The 26,818-nt window shown below is 35.1% G+C and carries 19 protein-coding genes and 1 pseudogene; 7 read left to right on the top strand and 13 right to left on the bottom strand.

All coding sequences use genetic code 11. The features are described from left to right. Positions 1-87 precede the first annotated feature (87 nt). Complete coding sequence (locus LA20249_RS00895) at positions 88-1,110, top strand: SLAP domain-containing protein (RefSeq protein WP_057737813.1); 1,023 nt, start codon at positions 88-90, stop codon at positions 1,108-1,110. A gap of 206 nt (positions 1,111-1,316) precedes the next feature. Here the strand turns inward: LA20249_RS00895 and LA20249_RS00890 are convergent, their stop codons facing one another. Next, entirely contained in the window at positions 1,317-3,404 is a 2,088-nt protein-coding gene (locus LA20249_RS00890) for an AAA family ATPase (protein ID WP_057737815.1), read from the bottom strand. 15 nt (positions 3,405-3,419) lie between these two features. Further along, positions 3,420-3,641: a hypothetical protein gene (locus tag LA20249_RS00885; RefSeq protein ID WP_057737817.1), complete on the bottom strand. Its 222-nt coding sequence runs from the start codon at positions 3,639-3,641 to the stop codon at positions 3,420-3,422. Between the two features lie 129 nt (positions 3,642-3,770). On the opposite strand from LA20249_RS00885, the gene LA20249_RS00880 reads away from it, so the two are divergent. After that, positions 3,771-5,489: a DUF6792 domain-containing protein gene (locus LA20249_RS00880; RefSeq protein ID WP_057737819.1), complete on the top strand. Its 1,719-nt coding sequence runs from the start codon at positions 3,771-3,773 to the stop codon at positions 5,487-5,489. Between the two features lie 313 nt (positions 5,490-5,802). Here the strand turns inward: LA20249_RS00880 and LA20249_RS00875 are convergent, their stop codons facing one another. The 6 genes and pseudogenes from LA20249_RS00875 to LA20249_RS00845 all read right to left on the bottom strand — a co-directional run bounded on the left by LA20249_RS00875 (position 5,803) and on the right by LA20249_RS00845 (position 12,061). Continuing rightward, on the bottom strand, positions 5,803-6,180 hold the full coding sequence (locus LA20249_RS00875; RefSeq protein ID WP_057737821.1) for a hypothetical protein: 378 nt from the start codon (positions 6,178-6,180) through the stop codon (positions 5,803-5,805). Beyond that, a complete protein-coding gene (locus tag LA20249_RS00870; RefSeq protein ID WP_057737823.1) occupies positions 6,152-6,640 on the bottom strand; it encodes a hypothetical protein in 489 nt (162 codons plus the stop codon). Before LA20249_RS00870 ends, LA20249_RS00875 begins: the two co-directional genes overlap by 29 nt. A gap of 460 nt (positions 6,641-7,100) precedes the next feature. Then, positions 7,101-7,979: an IS110 family transposase gene (locus LA20249_RS00865; protein ID WP_057737825.1), complete on the bottom strand. Its 879-nt coding sequence runs from the start codon at positions 7,977-7,979 to the stop codon at positions 7,101-7,103. Positions 7,980-8,945: 966 nt separating this feature from the next. Continuing rightward, positions 8,946-9,858, bottom strand: a pseudogene (locus tag LA20249_RS12050) (IS30 family transposase). A 184-nt stretch (positions 9,859-10,042) separates the two neighbouring features. Beyond that, on the bottom strand, positions 10,043-11,383 hold the full coding sequence (locus LA20249_RS00850; RefSeq protein ID WP_057737829.1) for a glucose-6-phosphate isomerase: 1,341 nt from the start codon (positions 11,381-11,383) through the stop codon (positions 10,043-10,045). A 57-nt stretch (positions 11,384-11,440) separates the two neighbouring features. Next, the gene (locus LA20249_RS00845; protein ID WP_057737831.1) at positions 11,441-12,061 is read right to left on the bottom strand and encodes a VanZ family protein; all 621 of its coding nucleotides are present in this window, start codon (positions 12,059-12,061) and stop codon (positions 11,441-11,443) included. Positions 12,062-12,174: 113 nt separating this feature from the next. Between LA20249_RS00845 and LA20249_RS00840 the strand changes: the two genes are divergently transcribed. Further along, on the top strand, positions 12,175-14,328 hold the full coding sequence (locus LA20249_RS00840; RefSeq protein WP_083477889.1) for an LTA synthase family protein: 2,154 nt from the start codon (positions 12,175-12,177) through the stop codon (positions 14,326-14,328). 100 nt (positions 14,329-14,428) lie between these two features. After that, positions 14,429-16,588 carry an LTA synthase family protein gene (locus LA20249_RS00835; protein ID WP_057737833.1) on the top strand — a complete coding sequence of 720 codons (2,160 nt, stop codon included), beginning with the start codon at positions 14,429-14,431 and terminating at the stop codon, positions 16,586-16,588. A gap of 100 nt (positions 16,589-16,688) precedes the next feature. On the opposite strand, the gene LA20249_RS00830 is transcribed toward LA20249_RS00835, so the two are convergent. Beyond that, positions 16,689-18,185: a sensor histidine kinase gene (locus LA20249_RS00830; protein WP_057737835.1), complete on the bottom strand. Its 1,497-nt coding sequence runs from the start codon at positions 18,183-18,185 to the stop codon at positions 16,689-16,691. After that, positions 18,185-18,934, bottom strand: coding sequence for a response regulator transcription factor (locus tag LA20249_RS00825; protein WP_057737837.1), 750 nt, complete (start codon positions 18,932-18,934; stop codon positions 18,185-18,187). The genes LA20249_RS00830 and LA20249_RS00825 overlap by 1 nt, the downstream gene beginning before the upstream one ends. A gap of 96 nt (positions 18,935-19,030) precedes the next feature. On the opposite strand from LA20249_RS00825, the gene LA20249_RS00820 reads away from it, so the two are divergent. Continuing rightward, positions 19,031-19,807 (top strand): Cof-type HAD-IIB family hydrolase, encoded by a 777-nt coding sequence (locus tag LA20249_RS00820; RefSeq protein WP_057737839.1) that lies wholly within the window; start codon positions 19,031-19,033, stop codon positions 19,805-19,807. 89 nt (positions 19,808-19,896) lie between these two features. Here LA20249_RS00820 and LA20249_RS00815 read toward each other — a convergent pair whose 3' ends face one another. Both LA20249_RS00815 and LA20249_RS11785 read right to left on the bottom strand, forming a co-directional pair. Then, positions 19,897-20,892: a zinc-binding alcohol dehydrogenase family protein gene (locus LA20249_RS00815; RefSeq protein WP_057737841.1), complete on the bottom strand. Its 996-nt coding sequence runs from the start codon at positions 20,890-20,892 to the stop codon at positions 19,897-19,899. Positions 20,893-20,987: 95 nt separating this feature from the next. Beyond that, entirely contained in the window at positions 20,988-21,689 is a 702-nt protein-coding gene (locus LA20249_RS11785) for a hydrolase (protein ID WP_235806738.1), read from the bottom strand. Positions 21,690-22,006: 317 nt separating this feature from the next. On the opposite strand from LA20249_RS11785, the gene LA20249_RS00805 reads away from it, so the two are divergent. Then, positions 22,007-22,555: an NADPH-dependent FMN reductase gene (locus LA20249_RS00805; RefSeq protein WP_057737843.1), complete on the top strand. Its 549-nt coding sequence runs from the start codon at positions 22,007-22,009 to the stop codon at positions 22,553-22,555. A 147-nt stretch (positions 22,556-22,702) separates the two neighbouring features. Here LA20249_RS00805 and LA20249_RS00800 read toward each other — a convergent pair whose 3' ends face one another. After that, complete coding sequence (locus LA20249_RS00800; RefSeq protein ID WP_057737845.1) at positions 22,703-25,333, bottom strand: glycoside hydrolase family 3 protein; 2,631 nt, start codon at positions 25,331-25,333, stop codon at positions 22,703-22,705. 277 nt (positions 25,334-25,610) lie between these two features. Between LA20249_RS00800 and coaBC the strand changes: the two genes are divergently transcribed. After that, the gene (coaBC, locus tag LA20249_RS00795) at positions 25,611-26,807 is read left to right on the top strand and encodes a bifunctional phosphopantothenoylcysteine decarboxylase/phosphopantothenate--cysteine ligase CoaBC (RefSeq protein WP_057737847.1); all 1,197 of its coding nucleotides are present in this window, start codon (positions 25,611-25,613) and stop codon (positions 26,805-26,807) included. Positions 26,808-26,818: the final 11 nt, after the last annotated feature.

Here is a 26,818-nt window from a genome sequence, read left to right as displayed (position 1 = left end):
GTTAATATAATTCTTTTATTCAATCAAAAAGTTGAGATGGTGGTAGTTTGTAGTTGGATAATATATTAATTATAGGGAGACTTTATTATGAATAAGAAAAAAATTGTTCTAGCTTCTACTCTTGCCATTTTACTTGCTCCTGTTGCCTTAAATACTCTACCAACTACACAAACCGTTCATGCTGATACTCAATTGATTGGTACCATTAGGCGTGGTGGCACTATTCCTGTCGACAGTAATGATAATTTCGTCGAAAGTGATATCCTTGGTAATTTCTCTTCTTGGAAATTGGGACAAAGAATTACTATTGGTGGAAATCCCTATTACGAGGTTGCGACAAACGAATACGTTGATGCCACTTCAATGGACATCACTCAAAACGGTAAATTACTCAATCCAGTTTCAAGCGAAATTTCTTATATTAATCATGTGGAAACTATTAGTAATGCTAAGGGAGCATCAATTATCGATGACAACAACAACTCTTTAGGCATTACTTTACCAAAGGGTTCATCATGGAAAGTTGACCGTGTTAGAATTTTCAACGGTTATCCTTATTATCGTGTTGCTACCAACGAATGGGTCAAGGCGTTAGATTTCAATATGGCCGATTCAATCATTAATGACAGTCATACAGTTGTAATTCCTAATACTCATCAACCAATTACCCTACGCACCACTACCACGCTTTACAATAGTAATGGTGTCAGTTTAGGAATAACTCTACCAAAGGGCTCATCATGGAAAGTCGCTCAAGAAAAAACTATCAATGGACATCAATACTATCAAGTAGCTACTGACGAGTGGGTTTTAGCTACTGAAGATCAAAGCACTTCTATTTTTCAAAATGGTACCGTTACAGCTACCCTATCCAAACCTGTTCAATTGTACGATACTTCTACCAACTCTATGACCAGAACACTCCCTGCTGGATCAGCTTGGAAAATTAATTCTGCTGTAGAAAATAGTGCTGGCTACTTCTTTGCCAAAGTTTCTAATAATGAATGGATTCCATTAGGTAGTTCAATCTTCACTGATAATATCTTACAAGAGGAATTAGCTAACTCATCTACTTATGAACCTTACTTCGCAATTAATTTATTTAAATAGTTCAAATACAATTTTTCTGTGTAAAATAAAATGACGAACTTGAGACATAACTATCTATTAAGATTGGCAGTGTAAACGCGGAATATACCGCTTAAAACAATAGACGAAGGTAATCAAAATACGATTACCTTCGTCTATTTGCTTTAATGCTCGAAAGCTGACCATGTTATGTCTCGCTCTCGTCATTTATATTTTAATTCTAAATATTATTTAGCTTCAGAGATCTTGATAGTGCCGTCGACTAAATCAGCTTGCAAATTCTTTACATCAATATGATCAAGATAAAATTCAGCTACTTTATCTCTAATCTGTTGTTCAATAACCCGACGCAAAGGTCTTGCTCCCATAGCTTCATCATATCCTTCATCAATCAACCATTCCTTGGCTTCTGGAGTGATCTTCAAAGTCAAATGTTTCTTAGCCAAATTACGATTTACATCATTCAACATCAAATCAACGATTTGGTTCAAGTCAGTCTTAGATAAATGGGTAAATTCTACAATCCCATTGAATCTGTTCAAGAATTCAGGAGTGAAGTATGGTGCTAGTTTATCCATCAACTTCTTATCTTGACTGCCCTTATCACTAAATCCAGCATTAGATGTTGCAATAATGATCGTATTCTTGAAGTCGACTACGTTACCTTGACCGTCAGTCAAACGACCATCATCCATTACTTGTAGTAACAAAGTTAAAACTTGTGGATTAGCTTTTTCAATTTCATCTAGCAACACGATTGAATATGGATTACGACGGACTTTTTCAGTCAAAGTGTTGCCGTTATCCTCATAGCCAACGTATCCAGCTGAAGTACCAATCAATTTAGATACAGCTGTTAAATCAGAATACTCACTCATATCCAAACGAACAATTGCGTCCTTACTGCCAAACATATCTTTAGCTAGTTGCTTTACTAATTCTGTTTTACCAACACCAGTAGGTCCAACGAATAGGAAACTACCAATTGGACGATTGCCTTCATCAAAACCAGCCCGGTTACGACGGATAGCACGAACAACCATATCGACAGCTTCATTTTGACCAATGACCTTACTCTTTAACCGCTTGCCCATATCCTTTAAGTGTTCGATATCACTAGCACCCATTTGAGAAACAGGAACGCCAGTCAATCTTTGAACAGAGGCAGCAATGTCATTTATTGTTGCGACTGGTTCGTCTTGATGTTCATCCCCCTTGTTTAACTTGGCTTGAAGTTTTTCAATTTCTTTCTTCAAACTGGCTGCTTTTTCATAATCTTCTTTTTGAGCAGCAGTTTCTTTATCCTTTTCAGCCTGTTTCAAAGATTTTTCCAAGCTTACTTTATCTGTTACAGGATTCTTCGCTGCTAAGTGAGCTGCAGTCATATCAATCAAATCAATCGCCTTGTCAGGTAATGATCTTTGTGGAATATATTGAACTGAATAATCGACCGCTGCCTTCAAAACATCATCTGGTAATTTGACATGATGATGATTCTCATAAGCCTTACGCAATCCCTTCAAGATAGCTACAGTTGCTTCTTTGCTAGGCTCATTAATTGTTACATCGTTGAATCTTCTAGCTAAAGCTGCATCTTTCATGATGGTATTACGATACTCATCTTGAGTCGTTGCTCCGATAATAGAAATTTCGCCACGACTTAAAGCCGGTTTGATAATATCAGCTAAGCCCTTGCTACCGGAATCTGAACCAGATGATCCAGCACCAATAATTTGATGAATTTCATCGAAGAACAAGACTACATTGCCAGCCTTTTTAACTTCTTTCAATAAATTCTGGATGTTTTCCTCAAATGAACCACGGTACTGTGTTCCGGCTTCCAATGAAGAAAGATCAATTGAAATAATCTGTTTATCCTTGATTGCTTCCGGTACATCACCTTTAACAATTGCTTGGGCTAAACCTTCAACAACCGCAGTCTTACCAACACCGGCATCACCAACTAAGATTGGATTATTCTTAGTTCTCCGACTTAAAACTTCGGCTGTTTCTTGAATCTCTTTATCACGGCCAATAACTGGATCAAGTAAGCCCTGTTGAGCTTCCTTAGTTAAATTACGACCTAATTTTTCTAAAATGGTACCTTTTTTCTCTTGTTTGTTATTACTGTTAATTGGAATATTTTGTCCTACTGTTCTTGCCTCTTGATATTTTGCCAATTCTTCTGGAGTCAGCTCATGACCGTTCACATAATACTTAGCTTGTGAATCGCCGTTTTGCTGATTCATCAATCTTTTAAATATTTCGTCCATATTATCGTTAAATGGATCGTCGTCCCAAAATGATCTTGCCATATATATAAAGCCTCCTCATCTTAGATAATGCAACTCCAATTCACGCAGAACTCTCCACATTTCAGTATCCTGCGCCTTGGCAATTGCCTCTATATCGCGCAAATTGAGCGATGTGGCGGAAGATTGTTTCTTATTAAAGGATTTATGCAAAGTCGTATAACCATACCCACTTTTCTTTGAAATTACATAAATTGTTAAATGATTGTCTTCTAAGTACGATTTAATATCTATTTGCATATCCCTCAACCTCCACAACTACATTATAGCACGTTTGTGATATAACACAAATGTGCTATATAATTTGGACAGTTCTCAATTCCTTATATATCAACAATTTGTTAAAATAAAAGTAACTGAGGTGATTATATGAAAGCACTACTGAGCACCCTAAAACGACTAGATCGTATTTATGATCAACTTGATCTTTTAAATTTTCGCGCCCATAAAGAATTGCCATTAACTTTCAATAAAAATGATAGTAAGGAATTGCTTCCTAAAAACAAGCGACTCTCTTTCAATTATTCTTACTTAAACAAAGAAAAAACACGATTGACCAACTTGATGTTGAACCAAGTAATTGATCTCCGTGTTCCTGAATTTGCTCTTAATAAAACGATTCATCCCCAAATGATCGACAAAGCTTTGAAATTGAAGAATATAGACGAAAATCATACGAAACAAAAGCTTAAACGTCCTTCTAGAAATAGAAAAGTCAATAAACTTAAACAATTGATTGAAATGATTGAAGATGAAAATCTTAATTTGTGTCACGGTTACTTGAATCAAATTTACGTCATCTTATTGATTCATCACTTACTGCCATTAGATCTCCGCAAAGAACCATATCAGGCTGGAGAATTACTCCGTGACAATGATTTTAGAACTAAGCTTTTACAATTCGACTACGATCGTTATCTCTACCAAGAGTTCAAACCTGAAAACTACTTACGCTTTCTAATTTACACTCGAGTAAATCGAATGCCTGATTACGTTAAATCATTCGACGCCCGTGACATTATCCCAGAGGCCGCCGAGTGCGGTTTTTCTGGTATCGCCTACGAAATATCAATTGATGGTTTAAAAGAATGTTACGTTACCTTCAAGGGAACTGAGGTAAACGTTGACTATACAGTCACTTCTCGCAGCAAGCGTTTCGAAAAAGCTATCTTAGAAACATATAAAGATTGGGATTATAATGTTAATGCCATTTTAGTTGGTAGCGACAAGAATCTCAGCCAATTACGTGTTGCTCAAGATTTCATGCGCTATATTGAAGATAACATTGCCCCTAAAACTTTAATTTACGGATTGGGACATTCCCTAGGTGGACATTTTGTTCAGACCTTACAATTAATGGACAATTGTTTTGACGCTGGTTACACGTTGAACTCTGCACCCGTCAATTTAAAATTGATTCAACATGTCAAACCGACCCTTTTCAGTGAACATACTTGGCAAAAATTATTCGAATTAACCGATGATACAGATAATGTCAAATATATCACAAAAGATTTACGCCAACAGATCAATCGACTTTTACCCCATGATTATTCACAAATTATCAATGAAGTCTTCGAACAAGATATGACCCAAGTATTTTATGAACTGCCCTTCACTATCTGGATTGGTCAAAAGTGGGAATACAATTTAAATAATTGGAAATATCCGTTTAAAAATCATCCAAGAGCTTACTTGAACAGTGGTGAAATCCATGCTTATCAACATTTCTTTGAACAACTCTTCATTTATCTGTCCAGCTCCAACAGTAGTAGACAAGTAATCCGAAACAGTATTAGTTTTATTCGATTACGAACCAAATTATTGCGTGAAAATATCAATGATCCGAAAACCGCTAAATACCTCTTTGACTACTCTAATTATTTGTATCAATCAGGAGCTTTCAAGGATCGTCCGCAAAAGATCAGCCAGGAATTTATTGAACAAAATAGTTCTGTTATCCGTGGCTCCTTACAGGAATGGCCATTTTTGAAAAGTATCAACACTGGTATGTTGAATCTAGCTACTTATTTCCATGTCATTGACGGTGCTAAACATTTTCTCAATCGAACTCCACATAAAATCTGAATCAAGTAGGAAGTGACAATTAGTCACCGACATCTCACGATGGACACGCCTTTGTCCTCAGCTAGTGATTCCGACTACTACAGCTCACAGTGGTTAGTGTCCATGCCGGGCGCACCTATAACTAAAAGCCAGAGCAGATAATTCTGTTCTGGCTTTTGCTGTCAAATCAATAATTGCTTACCTTGATTGCCAAAATTCTATATAAATTACTAGCTTGTCTTATCTTCACTAACTATATCTTATAGATAATAGATTAAAAGTATGCTTTCTTCATAATTATTTTTCTTTCTGATTATAAATTACCTACAAAGCATTATTGATCCCCTTTTCCTGTTAACATCATTGTATTGATTTTTTTTGTTATTTTATTAAGCTCGTCATTCTGAACATCTTTAAATCCTGGATTATTTAATTGGTACCTTCCCTTTTTCTCAATCCAAAACAGTACATAAGGATCCTTTATAGGATAGAAATTTTTAGACGTTAATTTATATTTAGCTTTATATTTTTTCTGCTGACCTTTACTAATAATTGAAAAATTTACAACTTGTGTCACTATTTTACTTCCAATTTTAGGCATAGGAAAAGCGGGATCATTAGCAAACACTACTGTATTTGGGTTATTATAGCCGTACTCATTGCCATAGTAATTTCCCCCAACATCAGTATACAAATACTTTACCTTTGTCAATCCTTCCCCCAAACTCAGTTTTTATTGTGTGCCCTCCTAATGATTGTTGCCCACTGAGTACATTGTTCACAAGTATAGTTACTTCGGTGGTAGGACCTATAGTTTTATCCTTCATCTCTTCAAAGTTAACAACCGTAGCACTAATCACAGTGTTATGTTTAAAAAAAGTAGATCTATTCAAATTACTACTTTTCAAACCTTTAATTAACTGTAAACTAAAATTCAAATGATTGTTTTCTATTGATTCACTAGCCGAATTTAACTTAGGATAATTTACGACTGGTACTTTTTTTACTTTATTATTCCACTTCTTTTTATTAGATTTAATTTCAGCCTTTAGAGATGACTCTTCTTTTGAATTTGATAACTTCTGAGATTGTTTTGAACACGCACTGGTGAATGCTGTACAAAAAATTATTATTAAATAAATTGTTATTCTTTTAATCATTGTGGATTTCATGATAAAGCCCCATATGCTCACTTTATCACAATGTTGGATTAGTTAATATAATTACTTTTTGTGTATGTGATTAATATATATAAATACTATTGTGTCCAATAGATACAGCTGGTAAAGTGTTGCCTTGATTGCAATTTGGTAATTAAAAATATGCCATTACACTATCGAATATAATAGCGATAATTGTTGTTTATTAATGAGTAAGTATTATAATTAAAACTTTCTTGAGACCAGTAAGTATCAATATGTGTTGAGTCAGCATCTATCATCATTTCTGTTGATCATTTTTCTACCATTAGTCAAGGAGAACCTGATATTATAGGGTTCTCTTTTTTGGTTTGTAGGAAATAGATAAAAGTCAGAGGATTTTGAGTATTGGAAATTAGAAATTAAAGTAAACTAAATAGAGCCTCACAAACCATATTTTTTATGAGGTGATAAAATCATAAGTGAGAGATGATTAATGTTCGGCAAGGAACATTTTTGTATCATACATCTCATTGTTTACTATTAGATGATACATTGTCCGTATAAGATGATGTATAGCAGATATGACAATCTTCTTGGTTCCTTTCGAACCGGAAGATTGTTTTTTTGCATTGTAAGACAAACTAATATTTGTTGGAGTGTATTTAGAAGCTGAAATGATGTTTAGTACAGCCTTGAATAATATTTTTCGTGCGTAAGAATTACCACGTTTTCGAATATGATCACCAGCAGTATAATTTCCAGATTCATAATGGATTAAGTCTATTCCAATGTAGGCGTTGATGGCATTAGAACTATAGAATCTTCTAATATCACCCCATTCGGCGGTCAAGCAGACCGCCGTCTTAAGTCCAATACCCGGAATACTTGTGAGCATTTTTATTTCAGGCAAGTTTTCAGATATTTTTGCCATCTCATCAATTAATCGCAATTTCATATGATCAATTATCTGAACTTCATGTGCATGGTACGTTGTTTCCTTGATTGCGTAAGTAAGATTATTCACTGTGAAAGATTCTTTTGCCAAGTCGATTAATCGACGGGCAATACGCTGTGAATGCAAGATACCCATATTTTTAGGGGTTGATTGTAATACTATTTTGGATAAACTTTTTAAGTCATATTTTAAGACTTCTTTGGGTACGGGAAATTCTTGTACGAGATTCCAATAAAGGTCACCATCGGTAGAACTGAGTAACTTTTCCATTTCAGGAAAAGTTATGGATAAAATCTTATGTAATCGGTCCTTTTCTCTGACTATATCCTCATTCTTTTCCTGATATATCCTTTCTAAATCATGCATTTCTGAATAAATTGGGGCAGATAATTTTGTCGGATCGTAGTGATACATGGATTAATATGGTTTAGAGGTGGATTTACTATTCCAATTTTCAATACCCGACATCAAGTGCCAAAATAGCCTATGACTTTTATCAATTTCGTTCTCATTTTACATCTATCAAGAGAAAGCAAAATGAGTGATCTTTTTTTATATTATTGAATTTTCCGATCAAATTTCTTAAATTTTTTAGATTATATTTCTAAAAGATTTTCATTCACATTATTTTTTTTTTATTTTCATATACCATAATCAGACTTTTATTACATTTCCAAATATGTGAAAATGAATTTCTAAGAAATAAATTTTTAAGAAATGGATTTTCCTATGATTAAAATAAATAACAATTTGACAAAAAAAGATTGGAAATATGTTTTTTTATTGCTGAAGAAAAATAACATTCTGAGCTCTTTTAATAAAAGAATCAGATTTTGCCAGTTTCTGTCTGTAATAAGTTTTTCCTTTATTATAATAATCTCTCTACTTGATGATCCCCATGAACTAACACTAGTAAAATTGATATATTCCATACAAAATCTATTGGCAATGATTTTTTGTATTTTCTTTTTAAGATTTTTAATGTGGAAAATATTTATTAATAAGAATGTTCAAATTTTTGCAAAAAAAGACCACACTATTTTTTTTGACAATGGAATCAATATTGATAAAAAATCAATAAATAATTCTTCTTGTAGTAAATTTAAATATATTATTGATTCTGATTATTTTTATATTCTGGTTCGTCCCATAAAAATAGAATATTCTCTTAAAAAAAGATCACAAACCGTTCTTCCAATTGTGCCCATAAAAAAGAATGAAAATAATTTAAATACACTTCCATCAACGGATTCCATATTCCAATTATTAGGTTATAAGATTCCTAACATTATAAAAATCTAAATATTTTCCAATTTATTATATACCCGAAATATCAAATCAAGTGCAACACCTTTGACTCATCCTTAATCAGTGGTCTAGTTAATCAAAGTAAGGGAATAGATCCATAGAGGATTGATAGTTAAGAATCTTTCTTGGACGTTGGTTTAGAGTATCCTGGATTGATTGAATATCTATTAGAGTCAAGCTATTCATAGACTTACCTTTTGGAATAAACTCTCGAATCAGTTCATTCTGGTTCTCATTGAGACCCACGTTCCATAGTAATATGGATGTGCAAAATACACAGTAGTACCAGTAACTTTAGATAGGTTCGCAAACTCAGAACCATTGTCAAATGTCACAGTCTTGAAGAACTGTGGTCCGTAATCATCAATTATTTTTTGAAGAGCTTTACGATAAGTGTCTGCATGATAGTTCTTTATCTTTACAATGATTTCATAGCGATTCTTCCTGTCGGTAAGAGTCATAATTGCCGGCTCACTAGAAATACGTTTATGAGCCTTACGTGAAGATTTAATTTGTCTGCGTAATTTCATTGATAAGTCACTATTAGTTAACTCTAATTGGCCATCATCGATATAGCGGTAAACCGTTGGAGTAGATGGGCATGCTTGATTAGGGCAGTGAATTTTAAACCAATGAACGAAGCTGTCGACACTGTGAACTTTAGGACTTTTCTTAAGCTCAATAATCAATTGACGAAAGAATTCAAGAGCTTTGATAGTCCAACTAACTGAGCGTGAATTAGCTCTGTTTTTTCGTAAATCAATTGAGCCGTATCTGCAAAATATTTGGTACATGGCTTCTTATTAGGTCCTATCTGACAAACGGTCCCTCGTCTTAATTCACGACTAATCATACTAGGTGATCTGAGCTCGTGTGCAATCCTTCGGTCTGACCAACCGTCGCGTACACGAGCCATAATAAATCTCCTTTCGTAAGGTTTGAGTTGTTGGTAGTGCTTAGTAAGGGTATTATTTCTGTGAGTCATAAAGACACTCTTTTCTTATTGGCTTGGTCACTTATAAGAATAGATCTTTATGACCTTTTTGGTCTAGTTTTCTAGTTGTTGCACTTCAATTTTAAATTCGGGAATTTATTATATATATATACGTCGTTAAAAAAGCTTCTTACACCAAAAGATGTAAGAAGCTTTCGTTTTCTTTATTTTTAAATTAAAGTCTCTTGTTTAATTCTTTACCAAGTTCTTCATAACCAGGACGGCCTAGCAATCCAAACATGTTCTTCTTGTATGCTTCAACACCTGGTTGGTTGAATGGGTTGATACCATTCAAGTAACCTGAAATACCAACAGCAATTTCGAAGAAGTACATCAAGTAACCTAAGTTAAAGGCATCTTGTTTTTCAATGTGAACTGTCATAACTGGAACGCCACCGTCGGTATGTGCAAGAACAACACCTTCGTAAGCCTTCTTGTTAACAAAGTCCATTGACTTGTTTTCCAAGTACTTCAAACCGTCAAGGTTATCTTTTTCAGCAGGAATCTTAACGTCATGTCTTGGTTCATCAATTAGAACAACAGTTTCCATAAGGTTACGACGGCCTTCTTGGATATATTGACCTAATGAATGCAAGTCAGTTGAGAAGTTAGCTGATGATGGGTAGATACCTTTTTGGTCTTTACCTTCAGATTCACCCATCAATTGCTTCCACCATTCACCAAAGTATTGAACGTTTGGTTCGTAGTTTTCAAGCAATTCTGTTGTGTAACCTTTACGGTACAAGATGTTTCTCAAAGCAGCGTACTTATAAGCATCGTTCTTTGTTAAATCAGATGACTTGTAGTCTTCACGTGATTGTGCAGCACCTTCCATCAATTTATCAATGTCGATACCAGCAACGGCAATTGGCAATAGACCAACGGCTGTAAGTACTGAGAAACGACCACCGATATCATCAGGAACAACGAATTCTTCGTAGCCTTCAGCATCTGATTCTTTCTTCAAAGCACCCTTAGCACGATCAGTTGTAGCATAGATACGTTCCTTAGCACCCTTTTCACCATACTTTTCGATCAACTTAGCTTTCAAAATTCTGAAAGCAATTGAAGGTTCTGTTGTTGTACCAGATTTTGAAATAATGTTGATACTGAAATCACGGTCGCCGATAACGTCTAACAAGTCAGCTAAGTAATTTGGAGAAATTGAGTTACCACAGAAGTAAACTTCTGGAACATCTTTATCATTCTTAACGTTGTAGAATGATGAACTTAGAAAATCAATAGCAGCACGTGCACCTAAATATGAACCACCAATACCGATTCCAACGAAGACTTCTGAGTCTGATTGGATCTTCTTAGCAGCTTTCTTGATACGGCTGAATTCATCTTTGTCATAATCAACAGGCAAATCAATGAAACCACGGAAATCGGCACCGGCACCAGTACCTTTACGTAATTCGTCATCAGCAGCAGTAACAAGTGCTTGCATTTCGCCAAGTTCGTTGTCATGAACAAACTTGCTTAATTTTGAATCATCAAATTTAATTTGTGTCATTTTCTCTCTCCTCTACATATATCATCAAGACTAGATTAATCATTTTTGAAGAAAATATCAAATCTTTATTAGCTTTTTTATCGATTTTCCTGCAAAATATAATAAATATCCTAGTGCTGCACCAATTGTATTAAAAATAACGTCGTCAATATCTGTCACTCCAGTATTCAATATAAACTGCAATGTCTCAATCGAGACGGAAATCAATGCCCCAACTATCACAATCTGGAGAAAACCCCATCTTTTTTTGTGCAAAGCTGGTATAAAAATTCCCATTGGTACGAACCACATAATATTACCATATAAATTATAAAAAAAGTCGACCAATGACTTTCCGTTGGCTAATTTTAACGTTTCCACTAAAGGAACTATATTAATTTCAGACAACGGTCGATGCCAATAAAATTTAAATTGCCATATGAAATAGCCATCTCGAAAAACTGTTAAAGCAAAAAGCAAGAGCACGTAAAAAACAAAAATAACTAGCCAGAATTCATAACTAAAACTAGTCTTTTTCTTTTTAAACTTCACCCACAAATACCTTAAGATGATGAAGAATAAGGTATATAGAATTGCTTTATCTACAGCGTAAAAAGAAAGCCTGATCAATGGAAAATGATTAAATCGAGCCGCATATGTTCTATATACATAAGCATACAATGGTCCTAAAAATATCATTTTTCTTATTCTTCCCCACTTTTTACCTATAACGTATTATACTAACAATTAAGTAATTTATTTAGTACTTAAATAGATTTCATTAAAGAATTTTTAAAAGTAAGGAATTTTCAATGAATAAATTTAAACATTTTCTAAGCACACGTCTAGGATTCTTAACTCTTTTGGTCTTTACTTTATGGCTCAAGACCATTATAGCGTATTACAGTGATTTTTCACTAGGCGTTGCAGATCCGTTACAACATATGATTTTACTAATCAATCCCATCGCTACAACACTGGTTCTTTTAAGCATAGCGTTATACATCACGCGTTCCAAACCCTCGTACATCGTTATGGGAATTATCTACTTGTTAGAATCAGCTTTACTTTATGGGAATGTTCTTTACTACCGTGAATTCAGTGATTTTCTCTCTTTCAATACTATTGCAGGTGCTTCCAAGGTCTCTAAAGGATTAGGTGGAAGTGCTGCTGGACTTGTTCAAGGCCATGATTTTATTTATGGCTTAGATATCGTCATAATTATTATACTATTAATGACTCATTTTATTAAAATTGATTCACGCCCAATGCACAAATTAACCGCTGTGGCGACAACTATGCTGGGAGTTTTTCTCTTTTCATTTAATCTCACAGTTGCTGAAAGTAATCGTCCACAGTTATTAGGGCGGACTTTTGATCGAGCTTATATTGTTAAATACTTAGGACTAAATACCTTTTTAGCCTATGATTCCATCAAAACAGTTCAAAATAACCAAGTTCGTTCCGAAGCTGTCGGAACTGATATGGATGATGTTTTAGCTGATGTTGAAAAAAATTATGCTAAACCTAACGCCAAATACTTTGGTAAAGCCAAAGGGAAAAATATTATTATCATTCATTTGGAAAGTTTCCAACAATTCTTAATCAATGATAAGGTCAATGGTCAAGAAGTTACACCATTCTTAAACAGTCTCTACAACGATAAAAACACAATGTCCTTTGATAATTTTTATCATGAAGTTGGACAAGGTCGAACTAGTGACGCTGAAAACATGCTCGAAACTGGTCTATTTGGGTTGCCAGAAGGATCACTCTTTACGAAACTTGGCAGTGACAATACTTTCCAAGCCGCCCCTTCAATACTTGGTCAAAAAGAAGGCTACACTAGTGCCGTCTTCCATGGTAATACTGGTTCATTCTGGAATCGTAATTCTGTTTACAAGAATATGGGATACAACTATTTCTTTGACGAAAGTTATTTCAATAAAACTAGTGACTCCAGTCTTGAATTTGGTATGAAAGACAAATTGATGCTTTCAGAAAGTGTCAAATACCTTGAACAACTGCAACAACCTTTCTATGCCAAATTTATTACCGTTACTAACCACTATCCTTTCCAATTACCCGACGAAGATAAAGATAGCTTCACTGCACCAAATACTAGTAACAGTACGGTTAATGGCTACTTTGAAACAGCCCACTACTTGGATAACTCCTTAAAAGAATTCTTCAGTTACCTCAAGAGCAGTGGTATTTATGATAATTCTATGATTGTTTTATATGGTGACCATTATGGTCTATCTAATAGTCAAAATCCTGATTTAGCACCATTATTAGGGGTCGATTCCAATGATTGGACTGATTTCAATAATTCTCAAATGCAAAAGGTTCCTTTCATGATTCATATGAAAGGATTAAAGGGCGGTATCAATCATACTTATGGTGGAGAAATTGATGTCTTACCGACTATTTTGCATTTAGCGGGAATCAAAACTAAACAGTATATTCAACTGGGAACCGACTTACTTTCTAAGCAACATAACCCTATCGTGATTTTTAGAAATAAAAATTTCGTGACGCCACACTATACCGTTTTAAAAAGTAGCGATGGAGATCCAGAGGTTTATAGAAATAAAACTGGCGAATTGGTCGACTTAGAAAAAGATCCGATTCTAAAGAAGAAAGTCACTAAATGGCAAAAATACGTTAATGATAAACTTAAATTATCAGATACGATCAATAATAAGAATCTCTTGCGCTTTTACACACCAAGTGGTTTCACTCCAGTCAATCCTAAGGACTACGATTATCAAAATGAAATTCAAAAATTAGTCAAAACACGTGATGATCTAGGTTTGAAATCAACTAGCGTTTACTCTCAAAACAATAACAAGACAACTACTAATCTCTATACAACTGACGCACCTGAATTGAATGGAGATCGAACTAATATTGATAGTTGGTCTAGTATTTTAAAGAATGATACTGCAAAGGATTCAAAATAAACTTACCTATTACAAAGACAAAAAGTCAGCGAAAGCTGGCTTTTTTCTATCTCTATAAAGTATCATGATTAAGTTAACTAATTTATTTATGAGGAAAACAATGAAAAAAGTTAAAGCACTTTTGAACACTCGATTGGGATTCATGACCTTCCTAATTCTTTGTCTCTGGTTAAAAACAGTTACCACTTACTATTTAGATTTTTCTTTAGGGGTCGAAAATTTATTACAGCACTTTCTACTAATAGTTAATCCTTTTGCAACTATTGTCTTACTAATGAGTTTTGCTTTGTACTTCAATAAAGCTGTTATTTCATACATTTTTATGGGAATTATCTATCTAGCAGACTCAATCTTCATTTATGCCAATGTCCTTTACTATCGTTCATTCAGCGATTTTCTTTCCTTTAATTCTATTACTAGTGTCAATAAAGTCGCTAAGGGATTAGGGACAACGACTCTAGGTGTTATGCAACTCCGTGATGTTATCTATTTAATTGATTTTATCGTGATCATTATTTTATTTATCAGTCGTTTTATTAAAATCGATCGTCATTCATTTCGAAAATTAAATGCCTTAGCCACAACTTGTTTAGGCATTATGCTATTTTCAGCCGATCTAGCTGGTTCAGAATCTAATCGTCCCCAGTTATTGGGTCGTACTTTTGATCACTCTTATATCGTCAAATATTTAGGTATCAACAGTTTCTTGCCCTATGATATAAGTCGCTCGCTTATGACTGAACAAGTCCGATCCAAGGCGACAGAATCCGAAGTAAGCAAAATATTGGATTATACACACCAACACTATGCCGCCCCCAATGCTTCATACTTTGGGAAAGCCAATGGTAAAAATATTATTATCATTCATTTGGAAAGTTTTGAACAATTCTTGATTGGCATGAAAGTTAATGGTGTCGAAGTGACTCCATTTTTAAATAAACTTTATCATGACAAAAATACTTTATCGTACGATAATTTTTTCAACGAGGTTGGTTCAGGTCGAACTAGTGACGCTGAAACTATGCTTGAAGCGGGATTATTTGGTTTACCCAAAGGAACTTCCGTTTTTACTAAATTGGGTTCTGAAAATACCTTTCAGGCAGCTCCAGCTATTCTAGGTCAGCAGAAAGGCTATAGTAGTGCCGTTTTTCATGGAAATATCGGTACCTTTTGGAGTCGTAACTCTGTTTATAAGAATATGGGTTACAATTATTTCTTTGATAAAAGTTATTATGATACCAATACCCCGAATGCCAATTCCTTAAATGGTTATGGTATAAAAGATAAACTGCTTTTTTCAGAAGGCGCAAAGTATCTCGAACAAATGCAACAACCTTTCTATACGAAATTTTTAACTATTACTAACCACGTCCGTTATCAATTCTCCGATGATGATAATGGTGATTTCCAGACAACTGATCTAGATGATGATGAAATTAATCATTATTTTGAAACAGCACACTACCTTGACAAGTCAATTGAGGAATTCTTCAACTATCTAGACGCCACTGGTTTATCAACTAACAGTATGATTGTCTTATATGGCGATCATTACGGCTTAGATAAGAATTCTCAGAATCAAAGTCAACACAAAGAATTAGCTACAAACCTCTTTGGTCAAGATCCAGAGACTTGGAATCAATTCTACGAAACCCAATATCAACGGGTTCCATTTATGATTCATATGGACGGCCTCAAAGGTGGAATCAAGCACACCTATGGCGGAGAAATCGACGTTTTGCCAACCATCTTACATTTGGCTGGTGTTAAAACTAAGCAATATATCCAACTAGGAACTGACCTCTTATCCAAAAAACATGATTCAGTCGTTGCCTTTAGAAATAATAGTTTCATTACAACAAATTACACGGTTTATCCTAAAGAGTCGTCTGAACCAATTGTCTATGAAAATAAGACTGGTCAAAGGATTCCTCTGAAAGATAATCCTGAATTAGCAATGAAAGTGGATCGCTGGCAAAAAGAAGTCAACCAGAAACTAAAGATTTCAGATGATATCAATAATAAAAACCTGTTACGCTTCTATACACCAACAGGATTTACCCCAGTAGATCCGACTAACTATGACTACCAAAATCAAATTCAACAACTAGTTAAAACTAGAGATGAATTGGGTGATCAATCTACTAGTATCTATTCCCGTAACGGCAATAAATCGACTACCCATCTTTATAATACCGATGCATTACAATTACAAGATGACCGGACACCAATTGATAGTTGGTCCTATGTCAATAAATGACAATTAATCACCACTTCTCACACTCAAATAAAAACCCCTTAGTTTGGTTTTATGTCCAAACTAAGGGGTTCATTTCAGGTAAAATACTGATTTCTTTTATTTACTTCTTTTGATTTTCATCTGATTTGTGTTCATATCCATCATCAAATAAAGTAACAATGAAAGTTGTTCCTTCATTGACCTTACTTTTGACTTCTATTTCACCACCATGATTTTCAATCAACTGATGAACAATTGATAGGCCTAATCCTGATTCACCATACTTACGGTTCTTTCGTGAAGGATCAGCTTTATAGTAACGATCCCAAATATTCTTCACTTGATCTTCTGACATCCCAATTCCAGTATCAGACACAGTAAAGACTGAGCCATGTCGATCTTCATCTCGAGTTCCGCTGACAAAGATCTTACCATTCTTAGTAAACTGAATAGCATTTTGAATAATATTAAACATAACCTGGACGAAACGATCGTAGTCAGCAAAAGTATTCAATTCACCATCAAATTTCTTCAAGATTAATTCATCGCCGGCATTCTTAGCCTTTTTGTCCAACTGTGATGTAATATCTGTCAGCGGTTTATTTGCATCAAAGACACGTTTAGCCATTGTTATTTGATTAGTTCGAATCTTTTCATAATCAAGGTTTTCATTGACTAATCTAATCAAACGCTTCGTTTCATTACGCATTAACTGAATACTTTGACCTTTAGATTCCTCAGGAATAGCATCATAAGCCAAGCCCTCTAGTAACCCATTGATAGTCGTCAAAGGCGTTCTCATTTCATGAGATGCATCAGCCATAAATTCCTTTCGACGTTGCTCTTGTCGCTTAATTTCAGTATCAGAAGCTTCAAGAGACTTAACCATTTGATTAAAGTCATCCGCCAAATCATCCAACTCATCCCGATTTTTACTCTCAATATGAACTGAGAAATCGTTATTGGCAACCTTTTTAGTTGCGCTACGAAGGCGATTGATTCGATTGACTTGATACCTCGACAAAAGAAAACTCAAGATAATCGCTGCCAATAGTGAAATCAACAATGCAAAGTACAAGCGACTATTGATTTCTCCGATATTAGTCTGTAATTCTGAAACATCAGAACCAGCCCAAACAGCCGCAATTAACTTGCCATTTTGAAACCATGGCGTCAGAACATAGACATAACTTCTATTGTCATCTTTTCTTAAACGCGGGTTCCCTTCAGTATCTTGCATCTTCTGGACATTTCGGATCGTTTTACCTTGCTTGAGTTTCTGCCAGTAAGACTTCTTTAAATGCAACTTAACATTCGTTGGTGGTGTTGGATAAACTTGATTATTATTGTAATCAAATATCGCAAATTGAACATTTCTTTCTGACAAAACTTGTTCGACAGTCCGAATGTTATCACCTGTAATATTATGCATTTGGCCCGTCTTAGGATCAGTTTTCAAAGCGATCTTTTCCAAATTGCCAGCATAACTCTCCAAACTCTTGTAAGTCCGGTTATATTCCCAATTGGTTGACGCACTGGTAACTGAATACAAAATAATCCCCAAGGTCGTCAAAATAACGATCAAGAAACTCAGCATATTTTGATAAATTAATTTCATTATGCCTTAGCCTTTGCGTCAGTATCGTCAAACTTATAGCCCACACCCCAGACAGTCTCAATAACTTGTGGACCAACTTTTTCAATCTTTTGACGTAATTTCTTAATATGTGCATCAACCGTTCTTTCTTCACCGAAGTAGTCATAATCCCAGACTAATTCCAGCAATTGTTCTCGAGAGAAAACTTGTTTAGGCTTACTTGCCAATGTCTTCAATAAGTCGAATTCCTTTGGGGTCAAATCAGGAATTTCCTTCTCATTAAGATAGGCTTCACGCGTGCTTGAATTCAGCTTGAAGAAGCCAGTATTGATGTCGAAACCATCATCCGCCTCTTCAACTGTTGCGTTCACACTCTTGCTCTCAGCTAATTTTTCAGCCATATTCTCGTCACGTCGATGAATGGCCTTTATTCTAGCAATTAAAGTAATCGGACTAAATGGCTTAGTTACGTAATCATCTGCTCCAAATTCCAATCCTAGAACTTGATCGCTTTCAGTATCACGAGCAGTTAACATGATGATTGGAACTGTTTTAGATACCTTTCTAATTTCCTTTGCAACTTCCATACCATCTTTTCCTGGCAAATTTAAATCCAAGGTAATCATGTCCCAGGCATTTGGATCCTCATTAAACATATCGACAGCTTGGTTGCCATCATAGGCAAAGCTTGCTTCCCATTTTTCTTTTTGAAAAAACATCCCCATCATTTCGGAGACAGATTTGTTATCTTCGATCATTAAAATTTTCATTAATATCACTCCATCTATTAAGTTAGACTATATCATTCGTTTAAAAATTGTTACCATGTTATAAGTATACAAAAATTTATTTAGGTTGGTGATCTTTTGCAAACAAATTATAAAGGAACCGTCTTTTTCGATCTTGATGGAACCCTACTAAATGACCATTCTGCCATTGATCCTGATGTAGCTGACGCTACACGTCTACTCAAGGAAAATGGTTACTTACCTGTTGTTAATACTGGTCGTTCTCCGATTGAAATCGATCCAGTCCTTAGTTCTACTGACATTGACACTTATATCACCTTAGATGGCGCTTATGTCCAATCTCAAGGTAAAGTCGTCTATGAGAACAATATTAAACCAGATTTGATAGAAAAGCTTCTAAAACAGGTTGATAAATTTGGAGATACTGTCAGTATGCATTCAGCTGATCAGTCCTCTTTAAACGTCGCTACTCCCTTTGTCGAAGGTTTTTATGACAGTATCCACTTGGAACTTCCTCAGATAGATCCTAAGTTTTACCTTAAAAATAAGGTCCCAATGATTGTCGTAGTTACTGCAGATGATGGGTCTAATTACCAAGAACTCTTCGATGACCTTACCTTCTACAAAACTGGTCCTTGTTCTGTTGATACAGTTAACAAAGGCGTTTCCAAAATGAGCGGTATCAAACATTTGTTAAAAGAACTCCATCTTGAAGATAAACCAGTTTATGCTTTTGGAGACGGCAATAACGATTTACCAATGCTTGAATTTGCCGATTACAGCGTAGCTATGGGCAATGGTTTAGAAACCGTCAAATCCATTGCTTCTTATGTTACCACTGAAAACGTTAACGGTGGTATAGTTAATGGTTTGAAACATTACAATTTGATTTAACTTTTTCAAATATCGTAAAAAGCCTGTATTAATTGAAATCTATCAATTAGTACAGGCTTTTCTTGTGTCACTGTCCATAAACAAATAAATTAATTTAGAATAACGACTTTTCCCATCATATGTCCAGCTTCAACCAATTCAGTTGCTCTTTTAATATTCTCCAAATTAAAACCATGGAAAACTTTTGTAACAGTAGATTTAATCATGCCACTATCCAAACCATCAGCTAATTTTTCCAAATAAGCTCCTTGAGTCGACATAGAATCTAATTTATACATAGCTTTAGTAAACATCCATTCCCATGAAAAGTTGACTGATTTTTGCTTTAAATCACCAATCTGGGAATTTCTCAAATTGGTGACCGTGGCAAAAGTTCCAAAAGGTTTAATCAAACTGACAATCTCTTGCCAATGCGGATCGTTATCGCTCAATCCTAAAATGTAATCAACTTGTTTTATTCCTAAATCGTTGACCTGTTTAACTAAATCATGATGATGATTGACTACTAAATCAGCACCTAAATCTTTAACCCACTGGACCTTTTCTTGAGTAGAAGCTGTAGCAATAACTTTCAGACCAGCTAAATGTGCCAATTGGGTCGCAATTGAACCGACTCCTCCTGCACCATTAATAATCAAAATTGTCTTAGAACGATTGTCTACGCCAGGATTAATATTTAGCTTCTCATAAAGTAATTCACTGGCAGTCAGGGTAACTAAAGGCATCGCAACGCTTTTTTCAATTGAAGCACCTTTAGGAGCATGAGAAACGATTCGCTCATCAATTACTTCAAATTCTTGATAAGAGCCTGCTCGTGAATAATCACCAGCAAAGAATACCCGATCGCCAATTTCAAAATTCTTTACCTCTGAACCAATCTTTTCAACTGTACCGTAACCGTCATATCCTAAAATTTTAGGTTCAGTTAAATCCTCCGTAATCCGTTTACGAGTAGCAATATCAACCGGATTAATTGAAATACCCTGAATCTTTACTAATAAGTCTCTTCCAGAAGGATTCTCTGATTCTTTATTGAATTCTGTAAAACTAGCTAATTTGCTATTAGTAACACCAAATGCCTTCATCTTTTCAACCCCTTTGTTCGTTAATCTCATTCTACAACAAGGACATAATTTTATAAAAAAAGCCATGCAATCAATTGCATGACGATTATTATCTTTTATCCAACAATTTCTACAGTAGCACTAGTAATTCCATAAGAAGGAATCATACTATTAGGCATGGCCATATCAATTTGATAAGGATTATCATAAGCAAATGTCCCTGTATCATTAACAGTTCGATAATAGACATCGCCTTGTGCTGTAGTAATTTTTAATTTTGAACCTCGAGGAATAACACTCAAGTTAGTAGCAACTCCTGAGTATCCCATATCTGATCCTAAAACAGCAGGATCATAAAAACTAATCTTAAACGTCCCAACACTCTTAGTTGTAGTTTGCTGAACTGGTTGAGTTTGTGCTTGATCCTGTGTCTGAGTTTGACCTTGATATTCAACTGGTGCCTCGGAGGCTCCCTCAACAACTGTTTCTTGCGTTTCTTGTGATTGTGCATTTGCTTTTGTAGTTTTCTCATTAGTGGCAGATTCTTCAATTTCTGGCATTGTAGGATCCTTTTCACTATACTCGATTCCAGGCATAAATTCTTTATTACCTGGTAACACTATTTTTTTATTTAATTTATTGGCAGTTTCATCAACCTTTTGATCTGTTTTCAAATTGGTCAATGTCTTTTGAAAATCTTGTGCATTACTTGTCTGGTCTGTTGACAAATCTGCGGCATAAGCAACTGTATAACCCATACCCCCCATAGCGATCAAACTTATGATCAATAATGCTTCTAATTTAAATTGCTTTAACAAATAATCTCTCCCCGGTTTTTCGTTTACCAGAGGACACTATACAAGATGAATATTTCATTCATATTACACTAAGAATAAAAATAACTAGTTAAAGGTAATTACTGTAATGTTTTTGTAATCATAGTCACATACAATTAATATTAATTAAGTAAAATGAGTTTTTCTGAAATTTCATCCACTTTGTGAATCAAATTTCAAAGTAAATGTAATCGTTTCCTGTCAATTTGAAATTTATTTTTGTTTGCGAGAACAAATATTTGTTGATTAAATTTTTTTATGGTAATTTTAAATCATCAAAGGATTTGGAGGAGTTTTACATGTCAAAAAAGATTGCTGTTTTAGTTGGTAGTTTGCGTAAGGGTTCATACTCAAAACAAATTGCTAAAAATATCGTTAAATTATTCCCTAGTGACTACGAACCAGAGTTTGTTGAAATTGGAAACTTGCCACTTTATAGTGAGGACATTGATACACCCGAAAACGTCCCTGCTGCTTATACTGAATTCAGAAATAAAATCAAGGAAGCCAGTGGTGTTGTTTTCGTAACTCCTGAATACAACCGTTCTATTCCTGGTGGTTTGAAGAATGCCATTGATGTTGGTTCACGTCCTTACGGACAAAGTGCTTGGGATAAGAAACCAGCTGCCGTTATCAGTGTTTCACCTGGTGCTATCAGTGGCTTCGGTGCTAATCATGCCCTACGTCAATCATTGGTATTCTTGAACATGCCTACTTTGCAACAACCAGAAGCTTATATCGGTAATGTTACAAAGATTCTTGATGATGAAGGCAATGTTGCTCAAGGAACAGTTGGATTCTTACAAAGCATCGTCGACGCATATGTTGACCTATTGAAGAAATATTAATACAATAGTACTTTCGGAGCGTAATTGTTCTATTGCTCGATAAAACAGTTCCAAAAAAAAATTGGGATTATTCCCGAGTACTAAAAAGACCGGTGTAACAATCATTCTTGATTGCACATCGGTCTTTTTGCTTAAAAATATTTTCATCTAAAACTTTAATTTCAAAACTGTTTTCAAAACATTAATCGCTGATTTCTGTAAATCACCTAAATATAAATCATTATTATCTTTCCATCTACCAGTCAATAACACGTGATCGTCATCGACAATTTGGGCCTCGCCAGTATATATCCAATTCTTGATTTGCTTATTCAAAGATGAATTACTATCAACTTTTACTTTAACTAAAACTTCCCCTTCAGAATCAAGGACAAAGTCGTTCCACATCTCAGTTGTCTTGACTTGTTTAGTATTAATATCAAAATCCTTTTTAACCTTGATATTTCCCTGCTCGTCAAACTCTGGACCAAAATCACTGGCAGCACAGAGTAACTCCGATTTCGAAGCACCTGGCATAATTAAATCATTTCCAGCATGCATCCCAATTTTTGGATCAGCGGCACTGAACCAATCTGTCATGACAAGACCATTAAAATGCCACTCGTCACGCAAGATATTAGTCAGCAATTCAAAGTTAGCACCTGAGAAAATCCCATTTACTTGATTATAAGAAGTCATCATCGCAACGGGATGACCTAATTTAACCGCATATTCAAAGTTGCGCAAGTAGATTTCTCGCAGAGCTTGTTCACCGATAAGACTATTACCAGAATTACGAAAACTTTCTTGATTGTTTCCAATGAAATGTTTCAATGTAACGCCTATTTTTTGATGTTCTTGGACACCTTTTGTTTCAGAGGCAGCCATAGTTCCTGAAAGAAACGGATCTTCTGAAAAGTATTCAAAATTACGTCCACCCAATGGATCACGGTGAATGTTCATTCCTGGAGCAAGCCAAAGGTCAACTCCAAATTCCACCATTTCTGTACCAACGGCAAAACCGACTTTTTTAATCACTGACTTGTTCCAAGTTTGAGCCAAAGCTGTTCCGATTGGCCAAGCAGTCGCATAATGCTCAATAGTTTGTCCATTTTTTTCATAAACAGGCTTTATTCTAATACCTGCCGGCCCATCAGCCATTATCAAAGCTGGTATTCCCTTATCGTCGATGACACCAGTTTGACCGGCTGCACCCGGCAAAAGATCTGAAGAAATACCTACCATACTATTCTTATCACTCGATAATTGACCCTCAACTAAATTGACCAACTCTCTTGTAGACAAACTAGCTACAAACTCTGCCAGTTCAACATCGCCACTATTAACGTCATCTAAAGTTTTCCCAGCAGCGTTTCTAACCTCTTCTACAACTTGATCTAATCCTTTGCCAGGCAATTGTTTTTCATCACTAATAAAAGTGGTCACATCCGATTTTTCTTGATATTGAACGAATTCAGTTTCAGGAAAATCAGTAGCTTTTAAATCAAAGTGAGGAACACCTGCAACTTCTTCTAACTCCACTTTATTTTCTGTAAAGACAGTCGGATCGCTTTCTGACTTCATCAACTGATTAACCTTTTTCAGGATAACCTTTTGATCCAATTTGAATGAAGCAACCACTTCAGTATTACGAGAACTATTTCCCACTCTTATTAAATAATTACCAGGTACTAAGATATATGCTCCTAATTCCTCATCAAAGACACTCAAATCAGTAATAGGAATTTCAAAATCGACCTTTTGTTGAGCACTAGGGCGTAACACGGCTGTTTTTTCATAACCAATTAAATCTTGATAAGGCGTTGGGATTCCTGTTTGTGGCTTAGAAACATAGACTTGCACAACTTCACGTCCAGAATACTTATTGCCACTATTTTTAACATTGACACTTAATTCAATCTTTTTCTCATCAACTTTAACCTGCTGAGTATTGAGTTGAAACTTAGCATAACTCAAGCCATAACCAAATTCAAAACGTGGTTTAATATTGAAACTGTCAAAATAACGATAACCAACATAAATGCCTTCAACATATTTAGGATCAGCCATGCCAAAGTTTTCAGACGTTGGATAATCTTCATATGAATAAGCCCAAGTGTCTGTCAATTTTCCTGATGGAGTAGCTGTTCCTTCAATTATCTCCGCCACAGCATCACCAGTCGTCATACCTAATTGTGAAACTAGCAAGATACTATCGAGTAAAGGACATTCTTCTATAAAACTAGTATCAATCACTCCACCAACATTTAAGAGAAGAATACTATTAGTATAGTATTCACTCATCCGTTTGACGTTTGACAATTCATTATCCGTTAATTGAAAATCACCCTTAGCATTTTTGCGATCATAGGCTTCGCCCGAACTACAAGAAATTACGTAAATCCCTGTCATGCCATCTTCAAAATCACCAATTTCTGGATCATCGAATTTAAATGCTGGGGCTAACAGTGCCAAAGGATCATCCTTTAATTTTTCATCATGAATCTGTTTTTCTTTTTGATAGTAACGTTGTAGACGCATCAACCAGGATTTAGAAGTGATCGTAAATCCGTGACTTTCTAATCCATCCAAAATATTAACGACATTACGTTGATTGACATCTCCTGAACCAGTACCGCCCTTAACTGTAGCGAATGCACCACTGCCATATAGAGCAACCGATTTATTTTGAATCGGTAAAGTAGCATTACGGTTTTGAAGCAAGACAATTCCCTCAGATGCAGCTTGCTTAGCTAACTCTTTATTTTCAAGTTCTCTTTGTGAAATAACGTTTTCCATCTTAAATTCTCTCCTTTGGTGGAAATTCAATAACTCAATTTTACTCTTTTAACTAACAAAAAAGTGACCATAGAAGTCAAGGATTTTCACGTTTTCTATTTTTTTGGAAAAATCTTTTGGAAGATATTCAATAATGGGTTGTTAATAATAATTATCAATAAAATAGTAATAATAATATCCATCGTATAAATATTCATTTTTATTCTCCTAATAAGAAAATATTAACATATCCCGAAACATGTATAATATAGTAAGAAAATATTTTTGAGGTGAAGTTATGCTAAAAGATAAACATATCGCAATCTATGTGACAGGTGGAATTGCCGCCTACAAATCACTCAATATCGTCCGTGGTCTAATTAAAAAGCAGGCACAAGTTCAAGTAATCATGACCAAGGCTGCACAAGAATTCGTTACACCATTAACCTTTGCTACATTGAGCCAACGTCCTGTTATTACAGATAACTTTCAATCCCAAAGTGCTAATGATGACTTTATTCCCCACATCAAATTAGCTTTATGGACTGATTTAGCAGTAGTTGTTCCAGCTACTGCTAATATTATCGGAAAACTAGCTAATGGACTAGCTGACGATATTGTTTCCACAAGTCTTCTAGCGACCAAAGCTCCTAAATTGATTTTTCCAGCCATGAATACCGACATGTACCAAAACCCAGTCGTCCAAAGAAACTTACATAGTTTAAAGGAAATGGGTTCTCAAATAATTGAACCTGATACCGGCTTTTTAGCCGAGGGTATGACTGGTAAAGGTCGGCTACCAGAGCTTCAAACTATTATCAACGTAATTTCAGATCAATTCGTAGAAAGGAAATTGACTGGCAAAAAAGTTATCGTTACAGCTGGTGGAACTAAAGAAGCCATTGATCCAGTGAGGTTTATTGGCAATCGTTCATCTGGAAAAATGGGCTTTTCAATGGCCAAGATTGCGCGTGACTTAGGTGCCGAAGTAACCTTGATCACCACCGTTTCAGCAGATTTCAATAATATGAATATTATTAAGGTCGAAACTGCCGATGAAATGATGAAACAGTTAAAAATTTTCTTTCCCAAAAGTGACGTATTGATTATGGCCGCTGCCGTAGCCGATTTCAAACCAATGCAAGTTGCTGAACAGAAAATCAAAAAAAATGATGATGAAGATGTCTTCACCATCAAGTTAACTAAGAATCCAGATATTCTTCAAACAATTGCCTCTACTAAAACTAACAAACAATTTGTCGTCGGATTCGCTGCTGAAACTCAAAATCTTTTAAGTAATGCCGAAAAGAAATTAGCTAAAAAGAACGCTGATGTCATTTTAGCTAACAATGTTGCTGAAACTGGCTCAGGCTTTAACGTAGATACTAATAAAATTACTCTACTGCAAAAAGGACAAGAGCCAATTACTTGGCCTCTAATGTCTAAAAACGACATCGCTAAAAAATTCTGGGAATTTTATTTACAATCTAATTAATTTTGATACCA

This window comes from Companilactobacillus alimentarius DSM 20249 (genome assembly GCF_002849895.1).
GTDB classification, from domain to species: domain Bacteria; phylum Bacillota; class Bacilli; order Lactobacillales; family Lactobacillaceae; genus Companilactobacillus; species Companilactobacillus alimentarius.
The sequence above is the reverse complement of the archived record's forward strand: the minus strand, read 5'-3'. Positions and strand labels throughout refer to the sequence as shown.

Bases quoted from the DNA above. Each gene is read 5' to 3' on its own strand.
- LA20249_RS00845 (WP_057737831.1), bottom strand. From the start codon at position 12,061: ATGATATTTTTAGGACCATTGTATGCTTATGTATATAGAACATATGCG.
- LA20249_RS00865 (WP_057737825.1), bottom strand. From the start codon at position 7,979: ATGTATCACTACGATCCGACAAAATTATCTGCCCCAATTTATTCAGAA.
- LA20249_RS00830 (WP_057737835.1), bottom strand. From the start codon at position 18,185: ATGAAATTAATTTATCAAAATATGCTGAGTTTCTTGATCGTTATTTTG.
- coaBC (WP_057737847.1), top strand. From the start codon at position 25,611: ATGCTAAAAGATAAACATATCGCAATCTATGTGACAGGTGGAATTGCC.
- LA20249_RS00805 (WP_057737843.1), top strand. From the start codon at position 22,007: ATGTCAAAAAAGATTGCTGTTTTAGTTGGTAGTTTGCGTAAGGGTTCA.
- LA20249_RS00825 (WP_057737837.1), bottom strand. From the start codon at position 18,934: ATGAAAATTTTAATGATCGAAGATAACAAATCTGTCTCCGAAATGATG.
- LA20249_RS00895 (WP_057737813.1), top strand. From the start codon at position 88: ATGAATAAGAAAAAAATTGTTCTAGCTTCTACTCTTGCCATTTTACTT.
- LA20249_RS00815 (WP_057737841.1), bottom strand. From the start codon at position 20,892: ATGAAGGCATTTGGTGTTACTAATAGCAAATTAGCTAGTTTTACAGAA.
- LA20249_RS00800 (WP_057737845.1), bottom strand. From the start codon at position 25,333: ATGGAAAACGTTATTTCACAAAGAGAACTTGAAAATAAAGAGTTAGCT.
- LA20249_RS00890 (WP_057737815.1), bottom strand. From the start codon at position 3,404: ATGGCAAGATCATTTTGGGACGACGATCCATTTAACGATAATATGGAC.
- LA20249_RS00850 (WP_057737829.1), bottom strand. From the start codon at position 11,383: ATGACACAAATTAAATTTGATGATTCAAAATTAAGCAAGTTTGTTCAT.
- LA20249_RS00885 (WP_057737817.1), bottom strand. From the start codon at position 3,641: ATGCAAATAGATATTAAATCGTACTTAGAAGACAATCATTTAACAATT.
- LA20249_RS00835 (WP_057737833.1), top strand. From the start codon at position 14,429: ATGAAAAAAGTTAAAGCACTTTTGAACACTCGATTGGGATTCATGACC.
- LA20249_RS00870 (WP_057737823.1), bottom strand. From the start codon at position 6,640: ATGAAATCCACAATGATTAAAAGAATAACAATTTATTTAATAATAATT.
- LA20249_RS00880 (WP_057737819.1), top strand. From the start codon at position 3,771: ATGAAAGCACTACTGAGCACCCTAAAACGACTAGATCGTATTTATGAT.
- LA20249_RS00840 (WP_083477889.1), top strand. From the start codon at position 12,175: ATGAATAAATTTAAACATTTTCTAAGCACACGTCTAGGATTCTTAACT.